The organism is Arthrobacter silvisoli (assembly GCF_003369445.1).
Classification (GTDB): Bacteria; Actinomycetota; Actinomycetes; order Actinomycetales; family Micrococcaceae; genus Arthrobacter; species Arthrobacter silvisoli.
Window position 1 is genome coordinate 1 of record NZ_QRCU01000017.1, and the last position, 20266, is coordinate 20266.

The following is a 20266-nucleotide window of genomic DNA, read 5'->3' on the forward strand; positions in this document are numbered from 1 at the left end:
CGCAGCGCCACGTCCTGGGTGCCGCCCAGCTGCGGGGAGGCCAGGGTCTTGCCCTTCAAACCGGCGGCTGAGGTGATCCCGGGCTTGACGACCAGCTGCGCGCCGCCGGCGGCGGCACCGGCGATGATCCGGACGGACTCGCCCTTGCTTTTGACGAAGGAGTTGATGGCCGGGTTCGGGCCGATGTAGGTGGCGTCGATCGCGCCGGCGTTCAGGGCCTCGATCGCGGCCGGGCCGGCGTTGAAGACCTGGGTGCTCAGCTTCGTGGCGCCGAGTTCCTTGGCGATGAATCCCTTGCTGACCCCCACCAGGGCCGGGGCGTGGGTGACGTTGCCGAAGTAGCCCAGGCGCAGCTCAGCGGCCGGGGAGGGCGCGGCTGCCGGGGCGGCGTTGTTCCGGGCGACCGCCGAAGCGACCGCGGCACCGCCGCCGATCAGCAGGGCCAGGCCGACGGCGATGCCCACTTTCAGGCCGCGCCCGGCCCTGGGCTTGTTGCTCTCACCGGCAACGATCCGGACCATGCCGGGACGTTGCTCTGGGGTTTGTGACATCGGGGTTCCTTTGAAGATGTTGCGGGCGGGGCTGAAAAATCAGGTCCCGCAACATCGCCTTGGAAGGGCATGCAAGGACCAGTCCGTCATGGTCATGGATTCACAGTAGGGACTGGCCTGTTAGCCGTTCAACGGCGTGGAAACCCGGGGTCACGCAACTTCATCCGGCGTCATATACCGGAACGTTGGCGGGTTCGACCCGACGACGCTTCCGTCCCTACCGTAAATGCCCCCGGAAAACGTTGGTCACCCGGTCAAATTTGAGCGGGCAAGCAACATTTTCGGGGGTGAAACCGGTGGGCACCGGAACCGGTCCAGCGAAACCGCGCGGGCATTCAGTGGTCTTCGGGGTAGGTGGTGGGAGCCAGGTAGGCGATCTCCGGCACGCTTTCGGCGCCGGTGCTGAAGCCGTCGACGGCGGCCAGCCGGGCGCCGTCGTGAGCTTCCCCGGAGCCGTCCAGCTCAACGGTGAGCCGCTGGACCGTGACGGCCGGGAAGGCGTGAATGCGCTGGGAACCGACCGTCCCGCCGGAGGCAAGAAGCGTCGCTCCCGAAGCGGGCCGGCCGCCGTCGGCGTCCAGAACACGATCGGCAACACTGATCCGATGACCCCGCACCCGTTGGCCCTCGGACAGGTCCTCGGCGAGCATCAGGTGGTCGATGGTGACGGGCCGTCCGAAGTCCAGCTCCCAGCGCCCCTCCCCCAGGTCCCGGAGGGACGCCGGCAGCGGCGTGCCGAAACGGCGGCCGATCTCGGCGCCGAATTCCCGCACGCGTTCCACGTCCTCCTCGGGGAGCAGGCCGCGGGCGTCGGGCGGCAGGTTCAGGAGCAGGTTCGCGCCCAGGCCTACCGAGCGGTAGTAGATGGCCAGCAGGTGCTCAAGGGTCTTGGGTTCTTCATTTCCGTGCCAGAACCAGCCGGGGCGGATCGAGACATCGCATTCCGGCGGCAGGTAGAGGGCTTCCTCGAGTTTGGTGGTGACCACGGTGTAGTTGGAAAAGTCGGTCTGCTCCACGACGTACTCCACCGGGTCGGCGGCCAGGCCGTCCTCGTTGCCCACCCAGCGGATGGTCGGCTGGCCCATATTGAACACCATGGCGCCGGGCTGCAGTTCCTCGATGAGGGCGGCGATGCGGCCCCAGTCGTACTCGTGGCCTTCGGAGCCGGCGCCGTCGAACCACAGTTCGTGCAGTTCCCCGTAGTTGCTGCACAGCTCACGCAACTGGCCGAGGTAGAACTCGTCGTAGGCCTTGGAGTCGGCGTAGCACTGGGCATTGCGGTCCCAGGGCGAAAGGTAGAGGCCCAGCTTCAAGCCGTATTTCCGGCACGCGGCCGCCACCTCTGCCACGACGTCGCCCTTGCCGTCCTTCCACGGGGAGGACGCTACCGAGTAGTCCGTCAGCTCGGTGGGCCACAGGCAGAAACCGTCGTGGTGCTTCGCGGTGAGCACCACGTATTTCGCGCCGGCCTCCCGCGCGGTGCGGACCCACTGTGCGGCGTCCAACTGCGCGGGGTTGAACGACGACGCCGGCAGGGTCCCGTCACTCCACTCCTTGCCGTGGAAGGTGTTGATGCCGAAGTGGAAGAAGACGCCCATCCGGTCGGCCTGCCAGGCGAGTTGGGCAGGGGTGGCTTTGATGTGCTGCATGGGGTTCACTTTCGGAGGGATCGGGAGGTGCCGATGATGTCCGTGATGCCACGGGCGGCGAGGTACGCGGGGTCCGCGGCGCGGCTTTCCAGCACCAGGGCCGGCGGTTCACCGTCGACGACGGCCTGCAGCCAGGTGTCGAAGAACTCCCCCGTGACGGCGTAGCGGCCGCGCCCGGCGGTGCTCTGTTCGTCGTCGAGCGCGATGACCATGGCGTTCCTGCGCACGACGGCGGCGGGCGGCGCGGTGCGCAGCTCACCTATGAGTTCGGCCAGGGCAAGCCCGGCGGGTTTTGGCTGACGGCTGCTGTCCAGGAGGCCGAGCGAGTATTCGAGTTCCGGGAAGTCCCCGAGCTCCCGGCTGACGTCGTGCGAGCACCACCAGGTGATGCCCCAGAGGTTCGGGGTGCCGGCGAGGTGGCGCACCGTTGCGGTGGCGAAGTCCGCGGCATCCCCGGCGGCAACCCAGGGTGCGGGTGCACCGACTTCCTGGACCCACACCGGACGGGCCGGGTCCGCAGCGAAGGCCGTGACGTACTGGACGAGGTAGTCGGCGAAGTGCGCCAGGGCCGGGTGGCGTTCGCCGTAGCGCTGGCCGGCACCGCCGAACACCCAGGAGTGCACGGTGCTCACGTCGCCCAGGGTTGCCGCGTGCCGCGGGGTGAAAGCCATGTCTTCGTTGAACAGGGCCGAGTCGTCGAAGGAATGCTGGTGGCTCCCCCGGGGCCAGGCGGCCTTGGCGGCCCCCAGCAGCGTGGCGAGCCAGTCGCCCGCCTCGTCGCCGGAGAGCACGTGGGGATCGGGGTGCCATGGCGCAGCGAACTGGTTGGTTTCATTGCCGACGGTGAGGCCCAGGGCGTTGGGACGGCCGGAGAGTTCGGCGGCGAGGGCCCGGACAAGGCGGGCTTCGGCCGCCACGGCCTCCGGGTCCGTGAAAACGTTGCGGCGGTGCCACGCGCTGAGCCATGGCGGCAGGAAGTCGAAGCTGGACAAGTGGCCCTGCAGGACGTCGACGCTGGCGTCCAGGCCGAATTCCGCGGCCGCGTCCACCACGGCGCCGACGTCCTCCACGGCCTTCCGCCGGATCAGGGTGCGGCTGGGCTGGAGTTCGGGCCACAGCGGGAACACCCGGATGTGGTCGAGGCCGAGCTTCGCGATCGACTCGAGGTCGCGGCGGACCTCGTCGGAGTCGAAGTCCTGCCAGCTGTGGAACCAGCCGCGGCTTGGCGTGTAATTGGCGCCCAGTCGCAACGGCCGGGTGCCCTTCGGCTTCGTAATTTCCTGCACTGGCTCCCCGATGGTTCGGCGTCAGACTGCGATCGTCAGTCGAGCATAAACATCGGATGTCTGTGCGTCAAGGAACAAAAGGCAAACAAAAAACCGCAGCCCATCCGCGTCCGGGGACCTTGCGGTTCCGGCTTCGCGGACAGGCTGCGGTTGCAGGCGGCACCCTTCAGGGCGCACAAACCTCAGATGACGTAGCGCTCTTCTTCGTGGTCGCCCGGGTGGTCCTTCACCAGGCCGGCGGCCAGGGTGTTGCCGTCGAGCGGGTCAATCACCAGGAACGCACCCGTGCGGCGGTGGCGCTGGTAGTTTTCCACCGGCAGCGGCGCGGCCAGGCGGAGCTGGGCGTGTCCGATGTCGTTGAGCTCCAGGGTGGAGGCTTCCTCGACGTTGAAAGTGCCCAGGTCCAGCTTGCCGCTGACGTTGCGCACCAGGGCCTGCACCGTGCGGGTGCCGTGCTTCACGAGCACCTTGGCGCCTTCGCGCAGCGGCTTCGGCGACAGCCAGCACAGGGAGGCGTACAGGTCGGCGGTGCTGTCCGCGACCGTGCCGGCGGCGGCGATCGTGTCACCGCGGGCGATGTCGATCTCCTCGGCCAGGCGGATCGCCACGGATTGCGGGGCCGCAGCTTCCTCGAGTTCCCGGCCCGCGAAGTCGATGCCGGTGACCGTGGTGTTCCGGGGTTCGTGGCCAGGGCTCAGCACCGTGACCTGGTCGCCGACCTTCACCGAGCCCTCGGTGATCTGACCGGCGTAGGCGCGGTAGTCGCGGTACGCCTCGGCGTCGAGCCCGCCGGCCACCGCGTCAGGCGCCAGGGCGCCCTGCGGACGGATCACCAGCTGCACCGGGAAGCGGAAGCTCTCCAGGTGGCTTTCCAGCTCATCGGCCGCAGGCAGGGTCTCCAGGACCTCGAGCAGGGCCGGGCCGGAGTACCAGGGAGTGCGGACGGAGCGGTCCACCACGTTGTCGCCGTCGAGGGCGGACACCGGGACCACCAGAACGTCGCTGATGCCGTCGGCACCGATGCCCAGGTCGCGGGCCACCTGCTGGACGTCGGCCTCGATGGCGCGGAACACGTCCTCGCTGAAATCGACCAGGTCGATCTTGTTCACGGCCACGATCACGTGGGCGACGCGCAGCAGCTGCAGCACGGACAGGTGGCGGCGGGTCTGCTCCAGGACACCCTTGCGGGCGTCGATGAGCACGACGACGGCGTCCGCGGTGGACGCGCCGGTCACCGTGTTCTTGGTGTACTGCACGTGGCCCGGGCAGTCGGCCAGGATGAAGCTGCGGCGGTCGGTGGCGAAATAGCGGTACGCGACGTCGATGGTGATGCCCTGCTCGCGCTCGGCGCGCAGGCCGTCGGTCAGCAGGGCGAGGTCGATGCCGCCCTTGTCGCCGCCAAACCCGCGGTCCGCGGAAGTGCGGGCAACGGCGTCGAGCTGGTCGGCGAGGATCGCCTTGGAATCGTGCAGGAGCCGGCCCACCAGGGTGGACTTGCCGTCGTCGACGGATCCGGCGGTAGCGAAGCGGAACAGCGTGGATTCGCGCAGGCCGCTTTCAATCAGTGCGGTTTCGGTGCTCATCAGAAGTAGCCGTCCTTCTTGCGGTCTTCCATGGCGGCCTCGGAGATGCGGTCATCTGCGCGGGTGGCGCCACGTTCGGTGAGGGTGGAGGCGGCGACTTCGACAACGACGTCGGCCACGGTGTAAGCGTCGGACTCGACCGCACCGGTGCAGGACATGTCGCCCACCGTGCGGTAACGGACCGTCTTGGTGATGACCTCTTCGTGCGGCAGCGGCTGGGACACTTCGCCCACCGCGCGCCACATGCCGTCGCGGGCGAAAACCTCGCGCTGGTGGGCGTAGTACAGGCTGGGGAGTTCGATGTTCTCACGCTCGATGTAGCGCCAGATATCCAGCTCGGTCCAGTTGCTGATCGGGAAGGCGCGGACGTGCTGGCCCACGGTGTGGCGGCCGTTGTAGAGGTTCCACAGCTCGGGACGCTGGTTGCGCGGGTCCCACTGGCCGAACTCGTCGCGCAGGGACAGGATGCGCTCCTTGGCGCGGGCCTTGTCCTCGTCGCGGCGGCCGCCGCCGAAGACGGCGTCGAACTTGTTGCGCTGGATGGCGTCCAGCAGCGGCACGGTCTGCAGCGGATTGCGGGTTCCGTCGGCGCGTTCGGCGAGTTCGCCGCGGTCGATGAACTCCTGCACGGAGCCGACCACGAGCTTCAGGCCCAGGCGCTCCACTGTGCGGTCACGGAAGTCGATGACCTCCGGGAAGTTGTGGCCGGTGTCCACGTGCAGCACCGGGAACGGCACCTTGCCCGGCCAGAAAGCCTTGGTGGCCAGGTGCAGCATCACCACGGAGTCCTTGCCGCCGGAGAACAGCAGCGCGGGGCGCTCGAATTCGGCCACGACCTCACGGATGATGTGGATGGCCTCGGACTCGAGCGTGTCCAGGGAAGACAGTCGGGTCGACGTGGAAACTGCGGCGTCGGTCACCTGCGTGGGCTCCTCGGTTGTGTACGTGCTCATGTGTGTAGTCCGCATTCTGTCTTGTCGGTTCCTGACCAGCGGCCGGCGCGGGGGTCTTCGCCCGGGGCCACCTTCCGGGTGCAGGGCTGGCATCCGATGGACGGGTAGCCCTGGCTCAGGAGTGGATTGACGGGAAGGATGTTGTCCTCGGAGTACTCGACCAGCTGGTCGAAGGTCCAGTCGACCATCGGGTTCACCTTGACCAGCCCGAAGGACTCGTCCCAGGTGACTACCGGGGTGTTGGTCCGGGTGGGGGCCTCGTCGCGGCGCACGCCGGTGAACCAGACCTCGTAGCCGGCCAGCGAGCGGCGCAGCGGCTGGACCTTGCGCAGGGCGCAGCACTGGGCGGCGTCGCGGGCGAACAGGTCCTTGCCCAGGAGCCGGTCCTGCTGTTCCACGGTGTTCTCCGGCAGGACGTCCACCACGTTCACCCGCAGGTTCGCGGCGACTTCGTCGCGCGTGGCATAGGTCTCCGGGAAGTGGTAGCCGGTTTCCAGGAACAGCACCTCGACGCCGGGGATCTGGTCAGCCACGAGGGCCGGCAGGACGGCGTCGGCCATGGAGCAGGCCACAGCGACGGCGGGCAGCTCGAAGTTGCGGGCCACCCAGGCGATGACGTCCTGGGCGGTGGGGTTCCAGCCCAGCTCCCCCGCGCCGGCTTCGGCCAGCGCCTTGAGGTCCTCGACGGTGCGCTTGGTGGCGATTGTCACTGGAGGTCTCCTTCATCGGCAGAGTGTGCCCATTCGGCGAAGGTCTGGCCTTCGGCACCCACGGCGACGAACTTCCGGACGACGCGCTCGACGTAGTCCGGCAGGTCTTCGGCAGTGACCTTCAGGCCGCGGACGGTGCGGCCGAGGCCTGCCTCGGCGCGGTCGTTGTTGGCGAGCCCGCCGCCCAGGTGCACCTGGAAGCCCGGCGTGGGGTCGCCGTCGGGAGTCGGCAGCATCATGCCCTTCAAGCCGATGTCCGCCGTCTGGATGCGGGCGCAGGAGTTGGGGCAGCCGTTGATGTGCAGGGACAGGGCCTGCGGAAGCTGCTTGCTCTCCACGAGGTCCGCCAGGCGGGTCTCCAGCTCGGCGATCGCGGTGGCGGCCGTGGCCTTGGTTTCCACGATGGCCAGCTTGCAGAACTCAATGCCGGTGCAGGCGATGGTGCCGCGGCGGAACAGGGACGGGCGGGCGGACAGGCCCAAGGTGTCCAGCTCGGCCACGAGCGGCTCCACCTGGTCCTTCTCCACGTCCAGCACCACGAGCTTCTGGTGCGGGGTGGTGCGCAGGCGCCGGGAGCCATGGGCTTCCAGGGTGTCGGCGAGCTTCACCAGGATCGAGCCGGAAACGCGGCCCACCGTGGGGGTGACGCCGATGAAGAACTTGCCGTCCTTCTGTTCGTGGATGCCCACGTGGTCGCCGGGGGTGGAGGGCTTGGGCGCGGCGGGGCCGTCCGGAAGCTTGAAGCCGAGGTATTCGTCCTCGAGGACCTCGCGGAACTTGGCCGGGCCCCAGTCGTTCATGAGGAACTTCAGGCGGGCCTTGGTGCGCATGCGGCGGTAGCCGTAGTCGCGGAAGATGCTGGTGACGCCCAGCCAGACTTCGGCAGCAACGTCCGCGGAGACGAACACGCCCAGGCGTTCGGCCAGGCGGGGGTTGGTGGACAGGCCGCCACCGACCCAGAGGTCGTAGCCTGCACCGAGCTCAGGGTGCACCACGCCCACCAGGGCGAAGTCGTTGATTTCGTGCACCACGTCCTGGGACGGGTGGCCGGTGATGGCGGTCTTGTACTTGCGCGGCAGGTTGGCCAGTTCCGGGTCGCCGATGAAGCGCTCGGACAGCTCGTGGATCAGCGGCGTGGGGTCGATGATCTCGTCCTTGGCGATGCCGGCCACCGGGGAGCCGAGGATGACGCGGGGCACGTCGCCGCAGGCCTCGGTGGTGGACAGGCCCACGGCTTCGAGGCGGCGCCAGATTTCCGGGACATCCTCCACGCGGATCCAGTGGAGCTGGACGTTCTGGCGGTCGGTGAGGTCCGCGGAGTCGCGGGCGAACTCCACCGAGATCTCGCCGATGACGCGCAGCTGCTCGGTGGTGAGGGCGCCGCCGTCGATGCGGACGCGCAGCATGAAGTACTTGTCTTCGAGCTCGTGCGGTTCGAGGGTGGCGGTCTTGCCGCCGTCGATCCCGGGCTTGCGCTGGGTGTAGAGGCCCCACCAGCGGAAGCGGCCGTGGAGGTCGGTACCGTCGATCGAGTCGAAGCCGTTCTTGGAGTACACGGACTCGATACGCTCGCGGACGTTCAGCCCGTTGTCTTCCTGCTTCCAGGTTTCGTTGGCGTTGAGCGGCGTGGTGCCGTCAACCTTCCACTGGCCATGGGGTTTTGCGGCAGGGCGGGACGCGCGCACCGGGCGCTTCGGAGCAGCCTGGTCCGCGGACGCTCCGGCTAGAGCAGTATCAGTCATGCATCGACTGTAGGGGTGGCCGGAATTGCGTCACAAAGGTCCGGAAACGCTAAGTCACCTAGGGAAACATTTCGTCACGAACACGCCGCGGGCCTTGCATTTTTGCGGCGTTAGGGCAGGAGCGCGACGGCGGCGTCGTACCGTTCCAGCGCAATCTCCGCGAGCACCGGGGATGGCAGCACCGGTGCCGTAACAATGTCGGCCTCCGCTTTGAACAGCTGGTCATGGAAGTACCCCGTGGCAAGCAGGTAGGACGACACGACCACCCGGCCCGCTCCCCCGTCCGGGTCGCCGCCGGTGAGTTCAGCACGCAGGGCCGCGACGCCGTCGGGCACGTTCGGTTCGGCACTGGCACCGTAGGCGACGCGCACCTTGTTCGGCAGCAGCTCGGCGAGCAGCCGCGCCTGCTCCTCGGAATCGACGGAGCCGTCCGGCAGCGAGGACCCCGCGGCGGCGAGCAGCACGCCGTCGTCCTCGCGCAGCCCGGCCTCGCGCAGGCGCTCGGCGAGCAGCCCGGCCAGCCGCGGGTCCGGGCCCAGCGGCGGCGCCGCGGTAACCTCCGGACGGGCCTTGATTGCCTTGGGGATGTCCACCTTCACGTGGTAGCCGGTGCCCAGCAGCAGGGGAACGACGACGGCGGCCGTCCCCTCAGGCAGGCCCGCCACCACCGCGGAAAGTTCCGGCTCCTGGACGTCCACGTAGGCTTCGACCACCTGCAGCCCCGGTCGCAGCGCCTCGATCTCGGCGAGGACCTGGCGGATGGCTGCCTGGCCCTCTGCGTTGCGGGTTCCGTGGGCACAGGCAATCAGGACGGGTTCGCTCATTCCCCCAGCGTAACGTTGGGTCAGTACTTGTCCGCCTTGATGACAATCCCTAACGACTGAGGAGACCTGCGCGTGTTCAGCTTCGACCTGGCCTTGGCATGGCTGGATCTGGCGGGTGTGTTCTTCTTTGCGGTGTCGGGCTCGCTCCTGGCTGCCCGCAAGCAGTTCGACATCATCGGCTCACTCATGCTGGCCGGCCTCGTTGCGCTTGGCGGCGGGGTGATCCGCGACATCATCATCGGCGCCGGTATTCCGGCGGCCTTCAGCAATCCCGTGTACCTGCTTCTGCCGGTGCTCGCCGCGGGGCTGGTGTACTTCCTGTTCTTCAGCGTCCAGCGCTTCACGTCGCTGCTGACCCTGTTCGACGCCGGCGGGCTGGCCCTGTTTTGCATCACCGGCACCGTCAAGGCCCTGGCGTCCGGGATGAACCCGGTGGCCGCCATCCTTCTGGGCGTGACCACGGCGGTGGGCGGCGGGGTACTGCGGGACATCACCGCCAACGAAGTCCCCTCGCTCTTCAACGACCGCGACCTCTACGCCCTGCCCGCCTTCCTGGGGGCGGGGCTGACCACGTGGCTGTGGCACAGCGGCACCTTCAACGGGGTCAGCGCCGCCCTCGTTGCTGCCGCCGTCTTCCTGTTCCGGGTGGCCGCGTGGCGCTGGAGCTGGCGGGTGCCGCTGGCCGTGCGCGGCTGGTACCGGACGGCCCACGGTACGAAAGTCAGGGTGCGCCAGCGGAAGAAATTCCGACGCCCCTGATTGGCTAGGATGGAAGCCATGACTGAGATGTTCCTCGAGAAGTTCCGTGCGCTTGTTCCGAAGTATCTCGAGGACGAATGGCAGGAAGAAGACGGCCTGACTCCGGCCGAGCTGGACGAGGCACTTTCCGCCCACAGCTTCACCATCCCCCTGGTCCTGCGCGAGTTCTACCTCGCCCTCGGCGGCTGCGAAGACCTCATGGAGGCCTACCACTACTTTTGGGACCCCGAGGAACTCGAAGTGGACGACGAAGGCTTCCTCATGTTCCTCGAGGACGAAGAGGAGCGCTTCACCTGGGGCTTCCGCGTGTCCGACCTCAGCGTCCCGGACCCCATCGTGTGGCGCCGGAACAACGTCCGCGGGCAGTGGAAAAGCGAGGACGGCACGTTCTCCGAGTTCGTCTTTGACATGTTCGACTGGGCCTTCAGCGACGAGGACTAGGGTTCGTACTGCGGGCCGGATTGCCGGGACCTGGACTTGCTGCCGTCCTTCCTGACCCTCTTTGAAACCCGCAGGGCCGCGACACGCCTCTCCCACGGCGCGTCGCGGCCTTTTGCGTGTCAATCAGGGTCGGGAAAGAACGGCGAAGCCTGCCCTGAGCCGAACGTTCCCGCTTCCCTCAGGCGCAGGACAGTGAGCACCTGTGCAACCATCCGCTCCGGATGGTGCACGACGTCGTCGTAGTAGTACCGCAAGGGCAACAGTCCGGCCCTGAGTGCGGCGTTGTTCCGCCGGTGGTCCTTCTTCACCTGCCGCGGCTCCATGTGGCTGCCGCCGTCAAGCTCCACGGCCAGGCAGTCCTCGATCAGGCAGTCGATCTCACCCACGCCCGGCACCTCGGCATGCATCCGGACCATGAGGCCCGCGCGGATGAAGTGGGTGCGGGCCAGCACCTCCGTCAAGGAGTCCGCCCGCGGGATCACGAGGTCCAGCACTGAGCGGGCCACCCCGTTCCGGTTTCCCGGGAGCTTCTGCCGCAGGAAGTCCACCGTGATGCTTCCTTGGCTGACGGCGGATTGGACCATTACCAGGGCCTCAAGCTCATGCAGGCAGCGCATGGCATGGAGAAGCACGTCCGCCAGGCCTGCCACGGGCAAGTAGGGGTGGGCTGGATGAACGCAGCTCGAATGGTCCACCATGCCTGCTTTGGGGACTCCGTTGCCGCAACTAACGTGCAGCGTTCCGGGCTCTTCCGGCGTTCCGGGCTCGCGGAGTTGCCACAGGCCATAAAACCGGCCTGCCGAGACGCAGCTCAGTTTCGCGTTCGCCTGCACCGCGGCAAGGATTGCCCGGTCCGGCTCTTCGACGGCGTAAACACCCCTGCGGACCAGGCTCAACCGGCCATCCTGCAGGCCTTCCGACAGCTCCCTCTTGGAAAATCCGGCCTTCCGGAGCTGCGCCGTTCTGGCCACTCCGCCCCGCGTGCGGACAAATTGAACGAGGTCCATGTGACAACTCCACCAGCCGGAGGAGCAGTTTGGAGGGGCCGGGAACGCCTTTGTGGATAACGGACCGGCCTTCCTGACTTTGTTTCAGGGCTTGAGGGGCCCATTTCGCCGCTTGGCCGGCGTGTCGCGCGGTTCGTCGTGGCGAACAGGGTCAGGAAGGACCCGGCAGGTCCGCGAAGCGCGCCGGCAGGCCACCCGCGCCTCCATTCGTAAATGAGAGTTGACCGCCAGGGTTGCGCTTATGACAAAGTTGTCATAAGCTGTTTCACGGATTCACTAAATGCCTCCGGTGGGTCTGATGCGAACGGAGATTATGGCCCCGGTTTCGCGCAACGTTTGACTCGTAACGTTGCGGGGAACCGGGGTCATTCCGTTTAAGCCGCTAAGCAGGAACACCCAACTGACTCGCAGTTGTCAGTTGGGTGTTCCAGGAAAAAGTCAGCTGCTGCGCTCCACCACGGCGTGCGCGAAGTTGCTCAACGAGTCCTTCACCACGCCCTCCGGCAGCGGCGCCAGGGCCGCCACGGCCTCAGCGGCCCACTGGCGGGCAATCACCCAGGACTCGGCGGTGACCGGGTGCTCGCGGAGCCCGGCAACGGCCTCGGCCAGGGCTGCATCCGAGGACAGGTCGCCGTCCACCAGTTCAAGCAGCGAAACGGCGGACTGATCGCCGTTCGCCGCGGCCTTGCGGAGCAGGAGCACCGGCAAGGTCGGCACGCCTTCGCGCAGGTCGGTCCCCGGGGACTTGCCGGACTTGACCTTGACCCCGGTGACGTCGATGACGTCGTCGGCCAACTGGAAGGCCACACCGACCTTCTCGCCGTACTCCACCAAGACGTCCTCAAACGCCTCGTCGGCCCCGGCGAAGATGGCGCCGAGTTGGCCGGACGCGGCAACCAGGGAGCCGGTCTTGTCGGCGATGACGGACAGGTAGTGCTCCACGGCGTCTTCGTCTTCACGCGGGCCCACGGTCTCGTGCAGCTGCCCCAGGCACAGGCGTTCGAACGTGCGGGCCTGGATGCCCAGGGCACGGGAGCCGAGTTCGGACACCAGGATCGAGGCGCGGGCGAAGATGAGGTCACCGGTGAGGATCGCCACGGAGTTGCCCCACACCTCGTGGGCGGTGGGAGCGCCGCGGCGGAACGGGGCGGAGTCCATCACGTCGTCGTGGTAGAGCGTGGCCAGGTGGGTCAGTTCAACGACGACGGCGGCCTGCACCACTTCGGGCCGGGACGCGTCACCCAGGTGCGCACACAGTAGCGTGAGTAGCGGCCGGATGCGCTTGCCGCCTGCTTCCACCAGGTGACGCGACGTTGCGTCCGCCAGCGGGTCCGAGTTGGCGATGGCCTCGCGGAGCTGCTTCTCCACGCGGGCGAGGTTCGTGGTGATGGCAGGGCCCAGCTCGGCGTCGGCGGCGATGGCAGCGAATCCCGCGGGTAGCTGCAGTCCCGTGGCGATCGCAGTGGTGCTGGGAGCGGGTTCCGCAGTGTCGGGCAGTCCGTGCCCTGCATGCGTCCAGCTGTGTTCGGCAGAGTGAGTCACAGGCTTAACCCTAACTAGTCGTTGCGGAAACCGCGGTGTCGGAGCCGGCCGCCCTCAAAGCGCCACTGTTGGACGTGGCCGGCACCATGGCTTCGAGTACCCGGATCACACGGTCTTCGAGGCCCTTGGCGGAGGAATCGGTGAGGTTGGCCAACATGCGGACCACGAAGCGCATGAGCAGCGGCAACGGCATGCCGGTCCGCAGCGCGAGCTTCATGACGGCAGGCTTGCCGATCAGCGCGGCAAATGCCCGGCCCAGGGTGAAGTGCGATCCCCACTGCCCCCGTACATGGTCCGCGTAGCGCGCCAGGTGCGCGTCGGCGTCGTAGGTTCCGGCGGAAGCGGCTCGGGCTGAAGCGTCGATGATGAACTCCGCGGCGAAGCGCGCGGACTCCATGGCGTAGGAGATGCCTTCGCCGTTGAACGGGGACACCATGCCGCCGGCGTCGCCCAGCAGCAGGAGCCCTGGCGAGTAGTGCGGGGTGCGGTTGAAGCCCATGGGCAGCGCGGCGCCGCGGATCTCCCCCACCTGGTTCTCCGGGGTGAAGCCCCACTCGGCGGGCATGGCTGCAGTCCACTCGCGCAGGACCTGTTTGTAGTCGAGCTTGCCGAATTCCTTGGAGGAGTTCAGGATGCCCAGGCCCACGTTGGAGGTGCCGTCGCCGACGCCGAACACCCAGCCATAGCCGGGCAGCGGTTTGCCTGACTTGCCGGGAAGTTCCAGCCAGCCTTCCATCCAGTCGTCGTCCGTGCGCGGCGAGGTGAAGTAGGTGCGCACCGCGACGCCGAGCGGCCGGTCGTCGCGCTTGTGTATGCCCAGCGAGACGGCCGTCCGGGTGGAGTTGCCGTCGGCAGCGAGGACGACGTCGGCATGGAAGTCGCGCGTTTCGCCGGTCTTGCGTCCGGCTCCGTCGAGGATCGCGGCCCGTGCGCCGATGACGCGGCCGTCCTCGTTCCGGAGCGCTTCGGTGACGCTGTGGCGTTCCAGGACGACGGCGCCCGCCGCCTGGGCGTGCCGGGCCAGTTCCTCGTCAAAGCCGAGGCGGGTCCGGATCAGCCCGTAGCTGGGGAAATCGGAGACGTCCGGCCAGGGCAGTTCGATGGTGCGACCGCCAGCGATGAGGCGCAGGCCCTTGTTGCGGCGCCAACCGTCGGCCTCGGCGTGCGGCAGGCCGAGCTTCTGGATTTCACGGACCGCACGTGGGGTGAGGCCGTCGCCGCAGACCTTTTCCCGCGGGAAGCTGGTCTTTTCCAGCACGGTCACGTCCACTCCGGCGCGGGCAAGGTAATACGCGGCGGTGGACCCGGCGGGCCCGGCGCCAACAATCAGTACGTTCACAACGTCCTTGGATAACTACGGGGAGAACCGGAACTAGGAGGTGCGGCGCGGCTTGAGCTGGCGGCGCAGCTTGGCCACGGGAACGCTGTCCGAGTGCCCGTTGGCCGGTTTGGAGGCGCGGTGCACGGCCACGATGCCGCCGCTGAGGTTGCGGTAGGTGACATCCTGCCAGCCGGCTTCCTGCAGCCACGCGGCCAGGTGGTCCTGGTCCGGCCAGGCGCGGATGGATTCGGCGAGGTAGACGTAGGCATCCGGGTTGGAGGAGACCTTGGTGGCGATCGCAGGGAGGGCGCGCATCAGGTATTCGGTGTACATGGTGCGCCACAACGGCACCACGGGCGCGGAGAATTCGGCGATGACCAGGCGTCCGCCCGGCTTGGTCACGCGCAGCATTTCCGCGAGGGCCTTGTGCGGTTCGTTCACGTTGCGCAGACCGAAGGAAATGGTGGTGGCATCGAAGCTGTTGTCCGCGAAGGGAAGGTTGGTGGCGTCCCCTGCCACGAAATTGATGTCCGGGCGGCGGCGCTTGCCCACCTTGAGCATCCCGAGGGAGAAATCGCAGGCCACGACGTCGACGCCGGCGTCGGCGTACGGCTCGCTGGAGGTTCCGGTTCCGGCGGCGAGATCGAGCACCCGCTGCCCTTTCCTGACGTCCACGGCTTCGACCACCACCCGGCGCCAGCGCCGGGTCTGCCCCATGGAAAGGACGTCGTTCACGACATCGTATTTGGGGGCGACATCGTCAAACATCGTCGCAACTTCGTCCGGGCGCTTTTCCAAGGATGCTCGATTCACCCAGCAATTGTCTCAGACAATCCCCGGAGTACTGTTGTTCCATCATGACGAGCACGCTCCGCACCTTGACAGTCCCCCTCGATGAAGACGCCACCGCCGGGGGGCTGCCGTCGTTTCTGGTGCGGGACGACGCCCTCTGCTGGACGCGCCGCGAGGACGGACTCGTGGCCTTCGGCGAGCTCACCCGCTTCACCGGCAGCGGCCCCGAACGCTTCCTCGAGGCCGATATCTGGTGGCGGCACATGGTCATCGAAGCCGAGATCACCGACCATGTGGGCATTCCCGGCACCGGCCCCCTCGCTTTCGGGACCTTCGCTTTTTCCAAGACCTCGCCGTTCGAGTCCCGCCTGATCCTGCCCGAAATCGTGGTGGGCATCCGCGACGGGCGCTCCTGGCTCACCCAACTGACCCTCGACGACGTCGAACTCACCGAAGCCGGCGCGCGCGCCGCCCTGGCTGGCTGGCTTGATGTCCCGGATACCGGACTCGGGTCGCCCGACGGCGGCAGCACCGCCGTCGGGCGATCCTTTACTTTGAAGAGCGGCTCGCTGAGCGAGGAGGACTGGAAGCAGGCGGTGGCGGACGGCGTCGCCGAAATCCGCACCGGGAAGCTCGAGAAGCTGGTGCTCGCGCGCGACGTCGTGGCCACCCTGCCCGACGGCGTCCGTTCGGCGGAGGTGCTGCGGAACCTCACGCGCAACTACCGGGAGTGCTGGACGTACGGCGTGGACGGCCTGGTGGGCGCGACCCCCGAAATGCTGATCCAGGTGGAGGGCCGCACCGCCCAGGCCCGGGTCCTGGCCGGAACGCTTGACCGGCGCGACGCCGAGGGCGTGGACGGCTCCCCCATGGAATATGCGGAACGGGTGCTGGCCGGCTCGGAGAAGCAGCGGCACGAACACGAAATCGCCATCCAGTCGCTCACCACCCAACTTGCACCGTTCTCCGAGGCCATGAACGCGCACAGCGAGCCGTTCATCCTGGAACTGCCGAACGTGTGGCACCTGGCCTCGGACGTGAAGGCCGAACTCGCCGACATCGAAGGGCACGTCCCCACGTGCCTGGCACTCATCAACGCCCTGCATCCCACGGCGGCGGTCTGCGGCACGCCGACCACCGTTGCCGGCGCCCTGATCCGGCGGCTTGAGCACATGGACCGCGGACCGTACGCCGGGCCGGTGGGCTGGCTGGATGCCGCAGGCAACGGGGAATGGGGCATCGCCCTGCGCGGGGCCGTGATCGAGTCCCCCACCTCGGTGCGGATGTTCGCGGGCTGCGGGATCGTGGAGGGCTCGGTGCCGGAAACCGAGCTTGCCGAGACCTGGGCGAAGTTCCGCCCGATGCTCGAGTCCCTCGGCATCCAGAACTGACCGGCGCTGCGGCGTGGTTTTTTCGCCCATGTAGCCGAAGAATCTGGGATTAGAGACTTGCTTGGCAGGGATAGGCTTGATTTTTGGATGAGTTGGTTATCCAATAGTGAAACTTAGTTTCCTGTGACGAACATCTCACGGTCGGCGCTACACTAAAGACCGATTTGCTTCGAGTCCCCCGCAACAAAAGGTAAACAAATGCATATCTCCCGTTCGTTCCTCGGCAGTTCCAAGGTGAAGGCGGCAGGTCTCCTCGCTGCCGGTGCACTCGCCCTGACCGCCTGCGGTGGCGGCGCTCCTGCACCTGCAGCAAGCAGCTCCGGCTCGGTCAGCCTGATCAACGCAGGCAAGCTCACCGTCTGCTCCGACATCCCCTACGAGCCCTTCGAGTATCAGAAAGACGGCAAGATCGTCGGCTTTGACATCGACATCGCCAATGAACTGGCAAAGGACTTGAACGCCGAGCTCAACGTTGTGGACAGCTCTTTCGAGGCCATCGAAACCGGTACCGCGCTGACCGGCTGCGACGTTTCCATCTCTTCGATTTCCATCACGGACACCCGCAAGAACGTCATGGACTTCTCCGACCCGTACCTGAACGACGACCTCACCCTCGTCGCCTCGGACGCCTCCGGCATCACGAACATCGACAGCGCCAAGGGCAAGAAGGTGGGTGTGCAGCAGGCCACCACCGGCGCCGCGTACGCCAAGGACAAGGGCCTTGACGCACAGCAGTTCGAGGACACCGGCCTCCTGGTCCAGGCCCTCAAGGCAGGTACCATCGACGCCGCCCTGGGCAACCAGTCCGTGCTCGGCTACGCCATCAAGGACGACACCAAGTTCAAGCGCGTGGAGAACTACGCAACGGGTGAAAAGCTCGGCATCTCCATCAAGAAGGGCAACACCGCCATGGCCGAGAAGGTCAACGCGACCCTCAAGCGCCTCACCGACGACGGAACCCTGAAGAAGCTCGAAACCACCTACTTCGGCGAAGCCGCAAAGTAGTACGTCCGGCCTGAGACATACGCTGCGAGGCCCCGTGTGAGCGTCTGCACGGGGCCTCCGCCGCGCAACATGAATGTGAGAACACCATGGCAATGACCGCACGTCAACGAGCCAAAACCAGCCTGTACGTCCAAGCAGGAATCTTCGTGGTGGCAATTGCCGCCCTGCTGCTGGCCACCGACTGGAAGACCATCAGCGCCAACGTCTTCAACTTCGGCAGGATCGGCCCGATGTTCCCCGGGATCTTCACCGCCGGGTTAGTCAATACGCTGATCTACACAGCGCTCGGCTTCATCGTGGGCCTCTCCGGCGGTTTGCTGCTGGCCCTCATGAAGCTTTCCACCTTCCCGCTTTACCGCTGGATCGCCACCGGCTACATCGAGTTCTTCCGTGGCATCCCCGCCCTTCTGGTCTTCATCGCCTTCGGCTACGGCGTCCCGCTGGCCTTCGGCGTGCAGTGGCCCATCTTCGTGGTGGTGATGGTGTCTCTGGGCATGGTGGCAGCGGCCTACATCGCCGAAACACTGCGCGCCGGCCTCCAAGCGGTCCCCAAGGGACAGCTGGAAGCGGCCCGCTCCCTGGGCATGCCACAGTGGCGGGCAATGGTGACCATCATCATCCCGCAGGCCTTCAAGATCGTGTTGCCGCCGCTGACCAACGAGATCATCCTGCTGACCAAGGACTCCTCCCTGATCTACGTGCTGGGCCTGACCGCGTCCCAGTACGAACTCACCAAGTTCGGCCGCGACGGCATCTCCAGCCTCGGCGCCGGTCTGACTCCCCTCCTGGTGGCAGGCGCGTTCTACCTCGTGGTCACCATCCCGTTGAGCCTCTTGGCCCGGAAGTTCGAAAGCCGCAGCGCGCGGACCAAGCGATAGGCAGGAAGCCATGAACGACGTCGAAACCACCAACCCCGGCGGTACCCAGACGGTGCACGCCGCCGGCGTGTCAATCAAGGACCTCCGCAAATCCTACGGCTCCAACGAAGTCCTCAAGGGCATCAGCCTGGAAGTACGGCCGGGCGAGGTCGTCTGCCTGATCGGTCCCTCCGGGTCCGGCAAGTCCACCCTGCTGCGCTGCGTGAACCTGCTCGAACAGCCCAACGAAGGCGCCATCCAGGTGGGCGGCTTCGAAGCCACCGACCCGGACGTGGACATCGACAAGATGCGCCGCAAAGTAGGCATGGTCTTCCAGCAGTTCAACCTCTTCCCGCACCTTGACGTGCTGCGGAACTGCACTATTGCCCAGACCAAGGTGCTCAAGCGCTCCCAGGGCGAAGCTGACAAGATCGCCCAGGCGAACTTGGAACGTGTTGGCCTGGGGCACCTCGCCAAGCGCTTCCCTGACCAACTCTCCGGCGGGCAGCAGCAGCGCGTAGCCATCGCCCGTGCGCTCAGCATGAACCCCGAGCTGATGCTCTTCGACGAGCCCACCTCGGCGCTCGACCCCGAAACGGTCGGCGACGTGCTCGCCGTCATGCGCAAGCTCGCCCGCGAAGGCATGACCATGCTCGTGGTCACTCACGAAATGGCCTTCGCCCGCGAAGTAGCCGACCGTGTGGTCTTCATGGACGGCGGCGTGGTGGTCGAGGAAGGCGTAGCCGAGCGCGTCATCGGCGCCCCACAGCAGCCACGTACGCAGGAGTTCCTGCGCCGGGTCCTGGATCCCACTCACATCGAGGTCGCGGAAGACTAACGGTTTGGACCGCGGCCGTGTTTCCGGGCGCAGGGGCCGCGGTCCAAACCAGAGTTGAAATTCAGGGGTCAGGCAAAGCCAGGAGGCCCGAAATATTCTCAACCTGCCCCGAAAACATAATCAAATCCTGTTTTTCGTTTTGCTCCTATTTCCGTTGACACGCTACACCGCTAGCTGGAACAATCCGACTACACCAAACCCTCAGCACGCGGTCACCACGGAATTCCTCAGCCGCGTTCTCTAAATCGCAGGATTGACAGCCGCCTCCGGGAATCCATGGGCGACTACCTATTTGTGCATCGCAAACCTGGGCCGCGCGTTTGGCCTTACTCTCGGACGTCGCACAATTCCGAGGGAGCGAACGAGCGACAACAATTGCGTCGCAACAATTTTGAATACAGGATTGATTGACAGTCGTTCAAGATGATGCAAGGATCTGGATTCCAACCGGACTTCAAAATTTGGGGGATACATTGAAAGTGGGTCGTTTAGTTTCATCAGCGCTGGTTAGCATCGTATTAGGCCTAGGAGTTCCGCTCGTTGCTGCGACTGCGGCCAACGCCACGACCATGGTGCAATGCGGAACCCGTACCGATTACCTCAAAATAACGCAGTTCAATGGTCAGAGCGACTGCTTTGCCTACGCCGGATTGACTATCATCCCGCCCCAACTCAGACAGTCTATTGCCAGAATTTCAAGTGGAAATAACGCGATAACAGTGACTTACTATTCGGGCGGCTTTTCCGACGGGTCATTTTACCTCGGGAAATGGTCATCTTGGTCAAATCCAAATCCGACCGGAATTTGGATCAAGAGCATCACGATTCACTGATGATGCCTCATATAGGCAAGCTAAGGCTGGAGTCATCGACCGATTTGCTACTCAGTGAGCCTATTGTATAGAGCATTGAATGCCCTGTTGTTTTCGCAAGGTGGAGACAACAGGGCATTCACTGTACATTTCGGGTTCAAACGCAGAGTTCGATCTCGCCGGAGCGCGGGCGCCTCTGACTT

General features: G+C 66.2%; 19 protein-coding genes. 7 read left to right on the forward strand and 12 right to left on the reverse strand.

Annotation, left to right across the window (positions count from 1 at the left end; genetic code table 11):
* From DWV11_RS03460 to DWV11_RS03495, 8 genes are all read right to left on the reverse strand, one after another.
* A partial coding sequence (locus DWV11_RS03460; RefSeq protein ID WP_168404553.1) for an ABC transporter substrate-binding protein occupies positions 1-551 on the reverse strand: 551 nt, incomplete at its 3' end.
* 335 nt (positions 552-886) lie between these two features.
* Positions 887-2200 carry an alpha-L-fucosidase gene (locus tag DWV11_RS03465; protein WP_115787500.1) on the reverse strand — a complete coding sequence of 438 codons (1314 nt, stop codon included), beginning with the start codon at positions 2198-2200 and terminating at the stop codon, positions 887-889.
* Between the two features lie 5 nt (positions 2201-2205).
* Positions 2206-3486 carry a glycoside hydrolase 5 family protein gene (locus tag DWV11_RS03470; RefSeq protein WP_245953415.1) on the reverse strand — a complete coding sequence of 427 codons (1281 nt, stop codon included), beginning with the start codon at positions 3484-3486 and terminating at the stop codon, positions 2206-2208.
* A 182-nt stretch (positions 3487-3668) separates the two neighbouring features.
* Positions 3669-5069 carry a sulfate adenylyltransferase subunit 1 gene (locus tag DWV11_RS03475; RefSeq protein WP_115787501.1) on the reverse strand — a complete coding sequence of 467 codons (1401 nt, stop codon included), beginning with the start codon at positions 5067-5069 and terminating at the stop codon, positions 3669-3671.
* The gene (cysD, locus tag DWV11_RS03480; protein WP_115787502.1) at positions 5069-6022 is read right to left on the reverse strand and encodes a sulfate adenylyltransferase subunit CysD; all 954 of its coding nucleotides are present in this window, start codon (positions 6020-6022) and stop codon (positions 5069-5071) included. The genes DWV11_RS03475 and cysD overlap by 1 nt, the downstream gene beginning before the upstream one ends.
* On the reverse strand, positions 6019-6732 hold the full coding sequence (locus DWV11_RS03485) for a phosphoadenylyl-sulfate reductase (protein WP_115787503.1): 714 nt from the start codon (positions 6730-6732) through the stop codon (positions 6019-6021). Before DWV11_RS03485 ends, cysD begins: the two co-directional genes overlap by 4 nt.
* Positions 6729-8474, reverse strand: a complete 1746-nt coding sequence (locus DWV11_RS03490; protein WP_115787504.1) for a nitrite/sulfite reductase — start codon at positions 8472-8474, stop codon at positions 6729-6731. The genes DWV11_RS03485 and DWV11_RS03490 overlap by 4 nt, the downstream gene beginning before the upstream one ends.
* A gap of 110 nt (positions 8475-8584) precedes the next feature.
* Positions 8585-9298 (reverse strand): sirohydrochlorin chelatase, encoded by a 714-nt coding sequence (locus tag DWV11_RS03495; protein WP_115787505.1) that lies wholly within the window; start codon positions 9296-9298, stop codon positions 8585-8587.
* 72 nt (positions 9299-9370) lie between these two features.
* Here DWV11_RS03495 and DWV11_RS03500 point away from each other — a divergent pair, with 72 nt between their 5' ends.
* Positions 9371-10057, forward strand: coding sequence for a trimeric intracellular cation channel family protein (locus tag DWV11_RS03500; RefSeq protein ID WP_115787506.1), 687 nt, complete (start codon positions 9371-9373; stop codon positions 10055-10057).
* Between the two features lie 18 nt (positions 10058-10075).
* On the forward strand, positions 10076-10498 hold the full coding sequence (locus DWV11_RS03505) for a hypothetical protein (RefSeq protein WP_115787592.1): 423 nt from the start codon (positions 10076-10078) through the stop codon (positions 10496-10498).
* Between the two features lie 119 nt (positions 10499-10617).
* On the opposite strand, the gene DWV11_RS03510 is transcribed toward DWV11_RS03505, so the two are convergent.
* The 4 genes from DWV11_RS03510 to DWV11_RS03525 all read right to left on the reverse strand — a co-directional run bounded on the left by DWV11_RS03510 (position 10618) and on the right by DWV11_RS03525 (position 15181).
* Positions 10618-11505 (reverse strand): type IV toxin-antitoxin system AbiEi family antitoxin domain-containing protein, encoded by an 888-nt coding sequence (locus DWV11_RS03510; protein ID WP_115787507.1) that lies wholly within the window; start codon positions 11503-11505, stop codon positions 10618-10620.
* 438 nt (positions 11506-11943) lie between these two features.
* The gene (locus DWV11_RS03515) at positions 11944-13047 is read right to left on the reverse strand and encodes a polyprenyl synthetase family protein (protein WP_115787508.1); all 1104 of its coding nucleotides are present in this window, start codon (positions 13045-13047) and stop codon (positions 11944-11946) included.
* 10 nt (positions 13048-13057) lie between these two features.
* The gene (locus DWV11_RS03520) at positions 13058-14386 is read right to left on the reverse strand and encodes a geranylgeranyl reductase family protein (protein WP_115787509.1); all 1329 of its coding nucleotides are present in this window, start codon (positions 14384-14386) and stop codon (positions 13058-13060) included.
* 33 nt (positions 14387-14419) lie between these two features.
* Positions 14420-15181, reverse strand: coding sequence for a demethylmenaquinone methyltransferase (locus DWV11_RS03525; RefSeq protein ID WP_115787510.1), 762 nt, complete (start codon positions 15179-15181; stop codon positions 14420-14422).
* 44 nt (positions 15182-15225) lie between these two features.
* On the opposite strand from DWV11_RS03525, the gene DWV11_RS03530 reads away from it, so the two are divergent.
* The 5 genes from DWV11_RS03530 to DWV11_RS19905 all read left to right on the forward strand — a co-directional run bounded on the left by DWV11_RS03530 (position 15226) and on the right by DWV11_RS19905 (position 20084).
* Positions 15226-16551 (forward strand): isochorismate synthase, encoded by a 1326-nt coding sequence (locus tag DWV11_RS03530; RefSeq protein ID WP_115787511.1) that lies wholly within the window; start codon positions 15226-15228, stop codon positions 16549-16551.
* Between the two features lie 198 nt (positions 16552-16749).
* The gene (locus DWV11_RS03535; RefSeq protein WP_115787512.1) at positions 16750-17556 is read left to right on the forward strand and encodes an ABC transporter substrate-binding protein; all 807 of its coding nucleotides are present in this window, start codon (positions 16750-16752) and stop codon (positions 17554-17556) included.
* Positions 17557-17642: 86 nt separating this feature from the next.
* Positions 17643-18434, forward strand: coding sequence for an amino acid ABC transporter permease (locus tag DWV11_RS03540; RefSeq protein ID WP_115787513.1), 792 nt, complete (start codon positions 17643-17645; stop codon positions 18432-18434).
* Positions 18435-18444: 10 nt separating this feature from the next.
* Positions 18445-19251: an amino acid ABC transporter ATP-binding protein gene (locus DWV11_RS03545; protein WP_115787514.1), complete on the forward strand. Its 807-nt coding sequence runs from the start codon at positions 18445-18447 to the stop codon at positions 19249-19251.
* Between the two features lie 407 nt (positions 19252-19658).
* Positions 19659-20084, forward strand: coding sequence for a beta/gamma crystallin domain-containing protein (locus DWV11_RS19905; protein WP_136017874.1), 426 nt, complete (start codon positions 19659-19661; stop codon positions 20082-20084).
* Positions 20085-20266 lie beyond the last annotated feature (182 nt).

Bases quoted from the DNA above. Each gene is read 5' to 3' on its own strand.
- cysD (WP_115787502.1), bottom strand. From the start codon at position 6,022: ATGAGCACGTACACAACCGAGGAGCCCACGCAGGTGACCGACGCCGCA.
- DWV11_RS03465 (WP_115787500.1), bottom strand. From the start codon at position 2,200: ATGCAGCACATCAAAGCCACCCCTGCCCAACTCGCCTGGCAGGCCGAC.
- DWV11_RS03505 (WP_115787592.1), top strand. From the start codon at position 10,076: ATGACTGAGATGTTCCTCGAGAAGTTCCGTGCGCTTGTTCCGAAGTAT.
- DWV11_RS03535 (WP_115787512.1), top strand. From the start codon at position 16,750: ATGCATATCTCCCGTTCGTTCCTCGGCAGTTCCAAGGTGAAGGCGGCA.
- DWV11_RS03495 (WP_115787505.1), bottom strand. From the start codon at position 9,298: ATGAGCGAACCCGTCCTGATTGCCTGTGCCCACGGAACCCGCAACGCA.
- DWV11_RS03475 (WP_115787501.1), bottom strand. From the start codon at position 5,069: ATGAGCACCGAAACCGCACTGATTGAAAGCGGCCTGCGCGAATCCACG.
- DWV11_RS03530 (WP_115787511.1), top strand. From the start codon at position 15,226: ATGACGAGCACGCTCCGCACCTTGACAGTCCCCCTCGATGAAGACGCC.
- DWV11_RS03510 (WP_115787507.1), bottom strand. From the start codon at position 11,505: ATGGACCTCGTTCAATTTGTCCGCACGCGGGGCGGAGTGGCCAGAACG.
- DWV11_RS03545 (WP_115787514.1), top strand. From the start codon at position 18,445: ATGAACGACGTCGAAACCACCAACCCCGGCGGTACCCAGACGGTGCAC.
- DWV11_RS03540 (WP_115787513.1), top strand. From the start codon at position 17,643: ATGGCAATGACCGCACGTCAACGAGCCAAAACCAGCCTGTACGTCCAA.
- DWV11_RS03490 (WP_115787504.1), bottom strand. From the start codon at position 8,474: ATGACTGATACTGCTCTAGCCGGAGCGTCCGCGGACCAGGCTGCTCCG.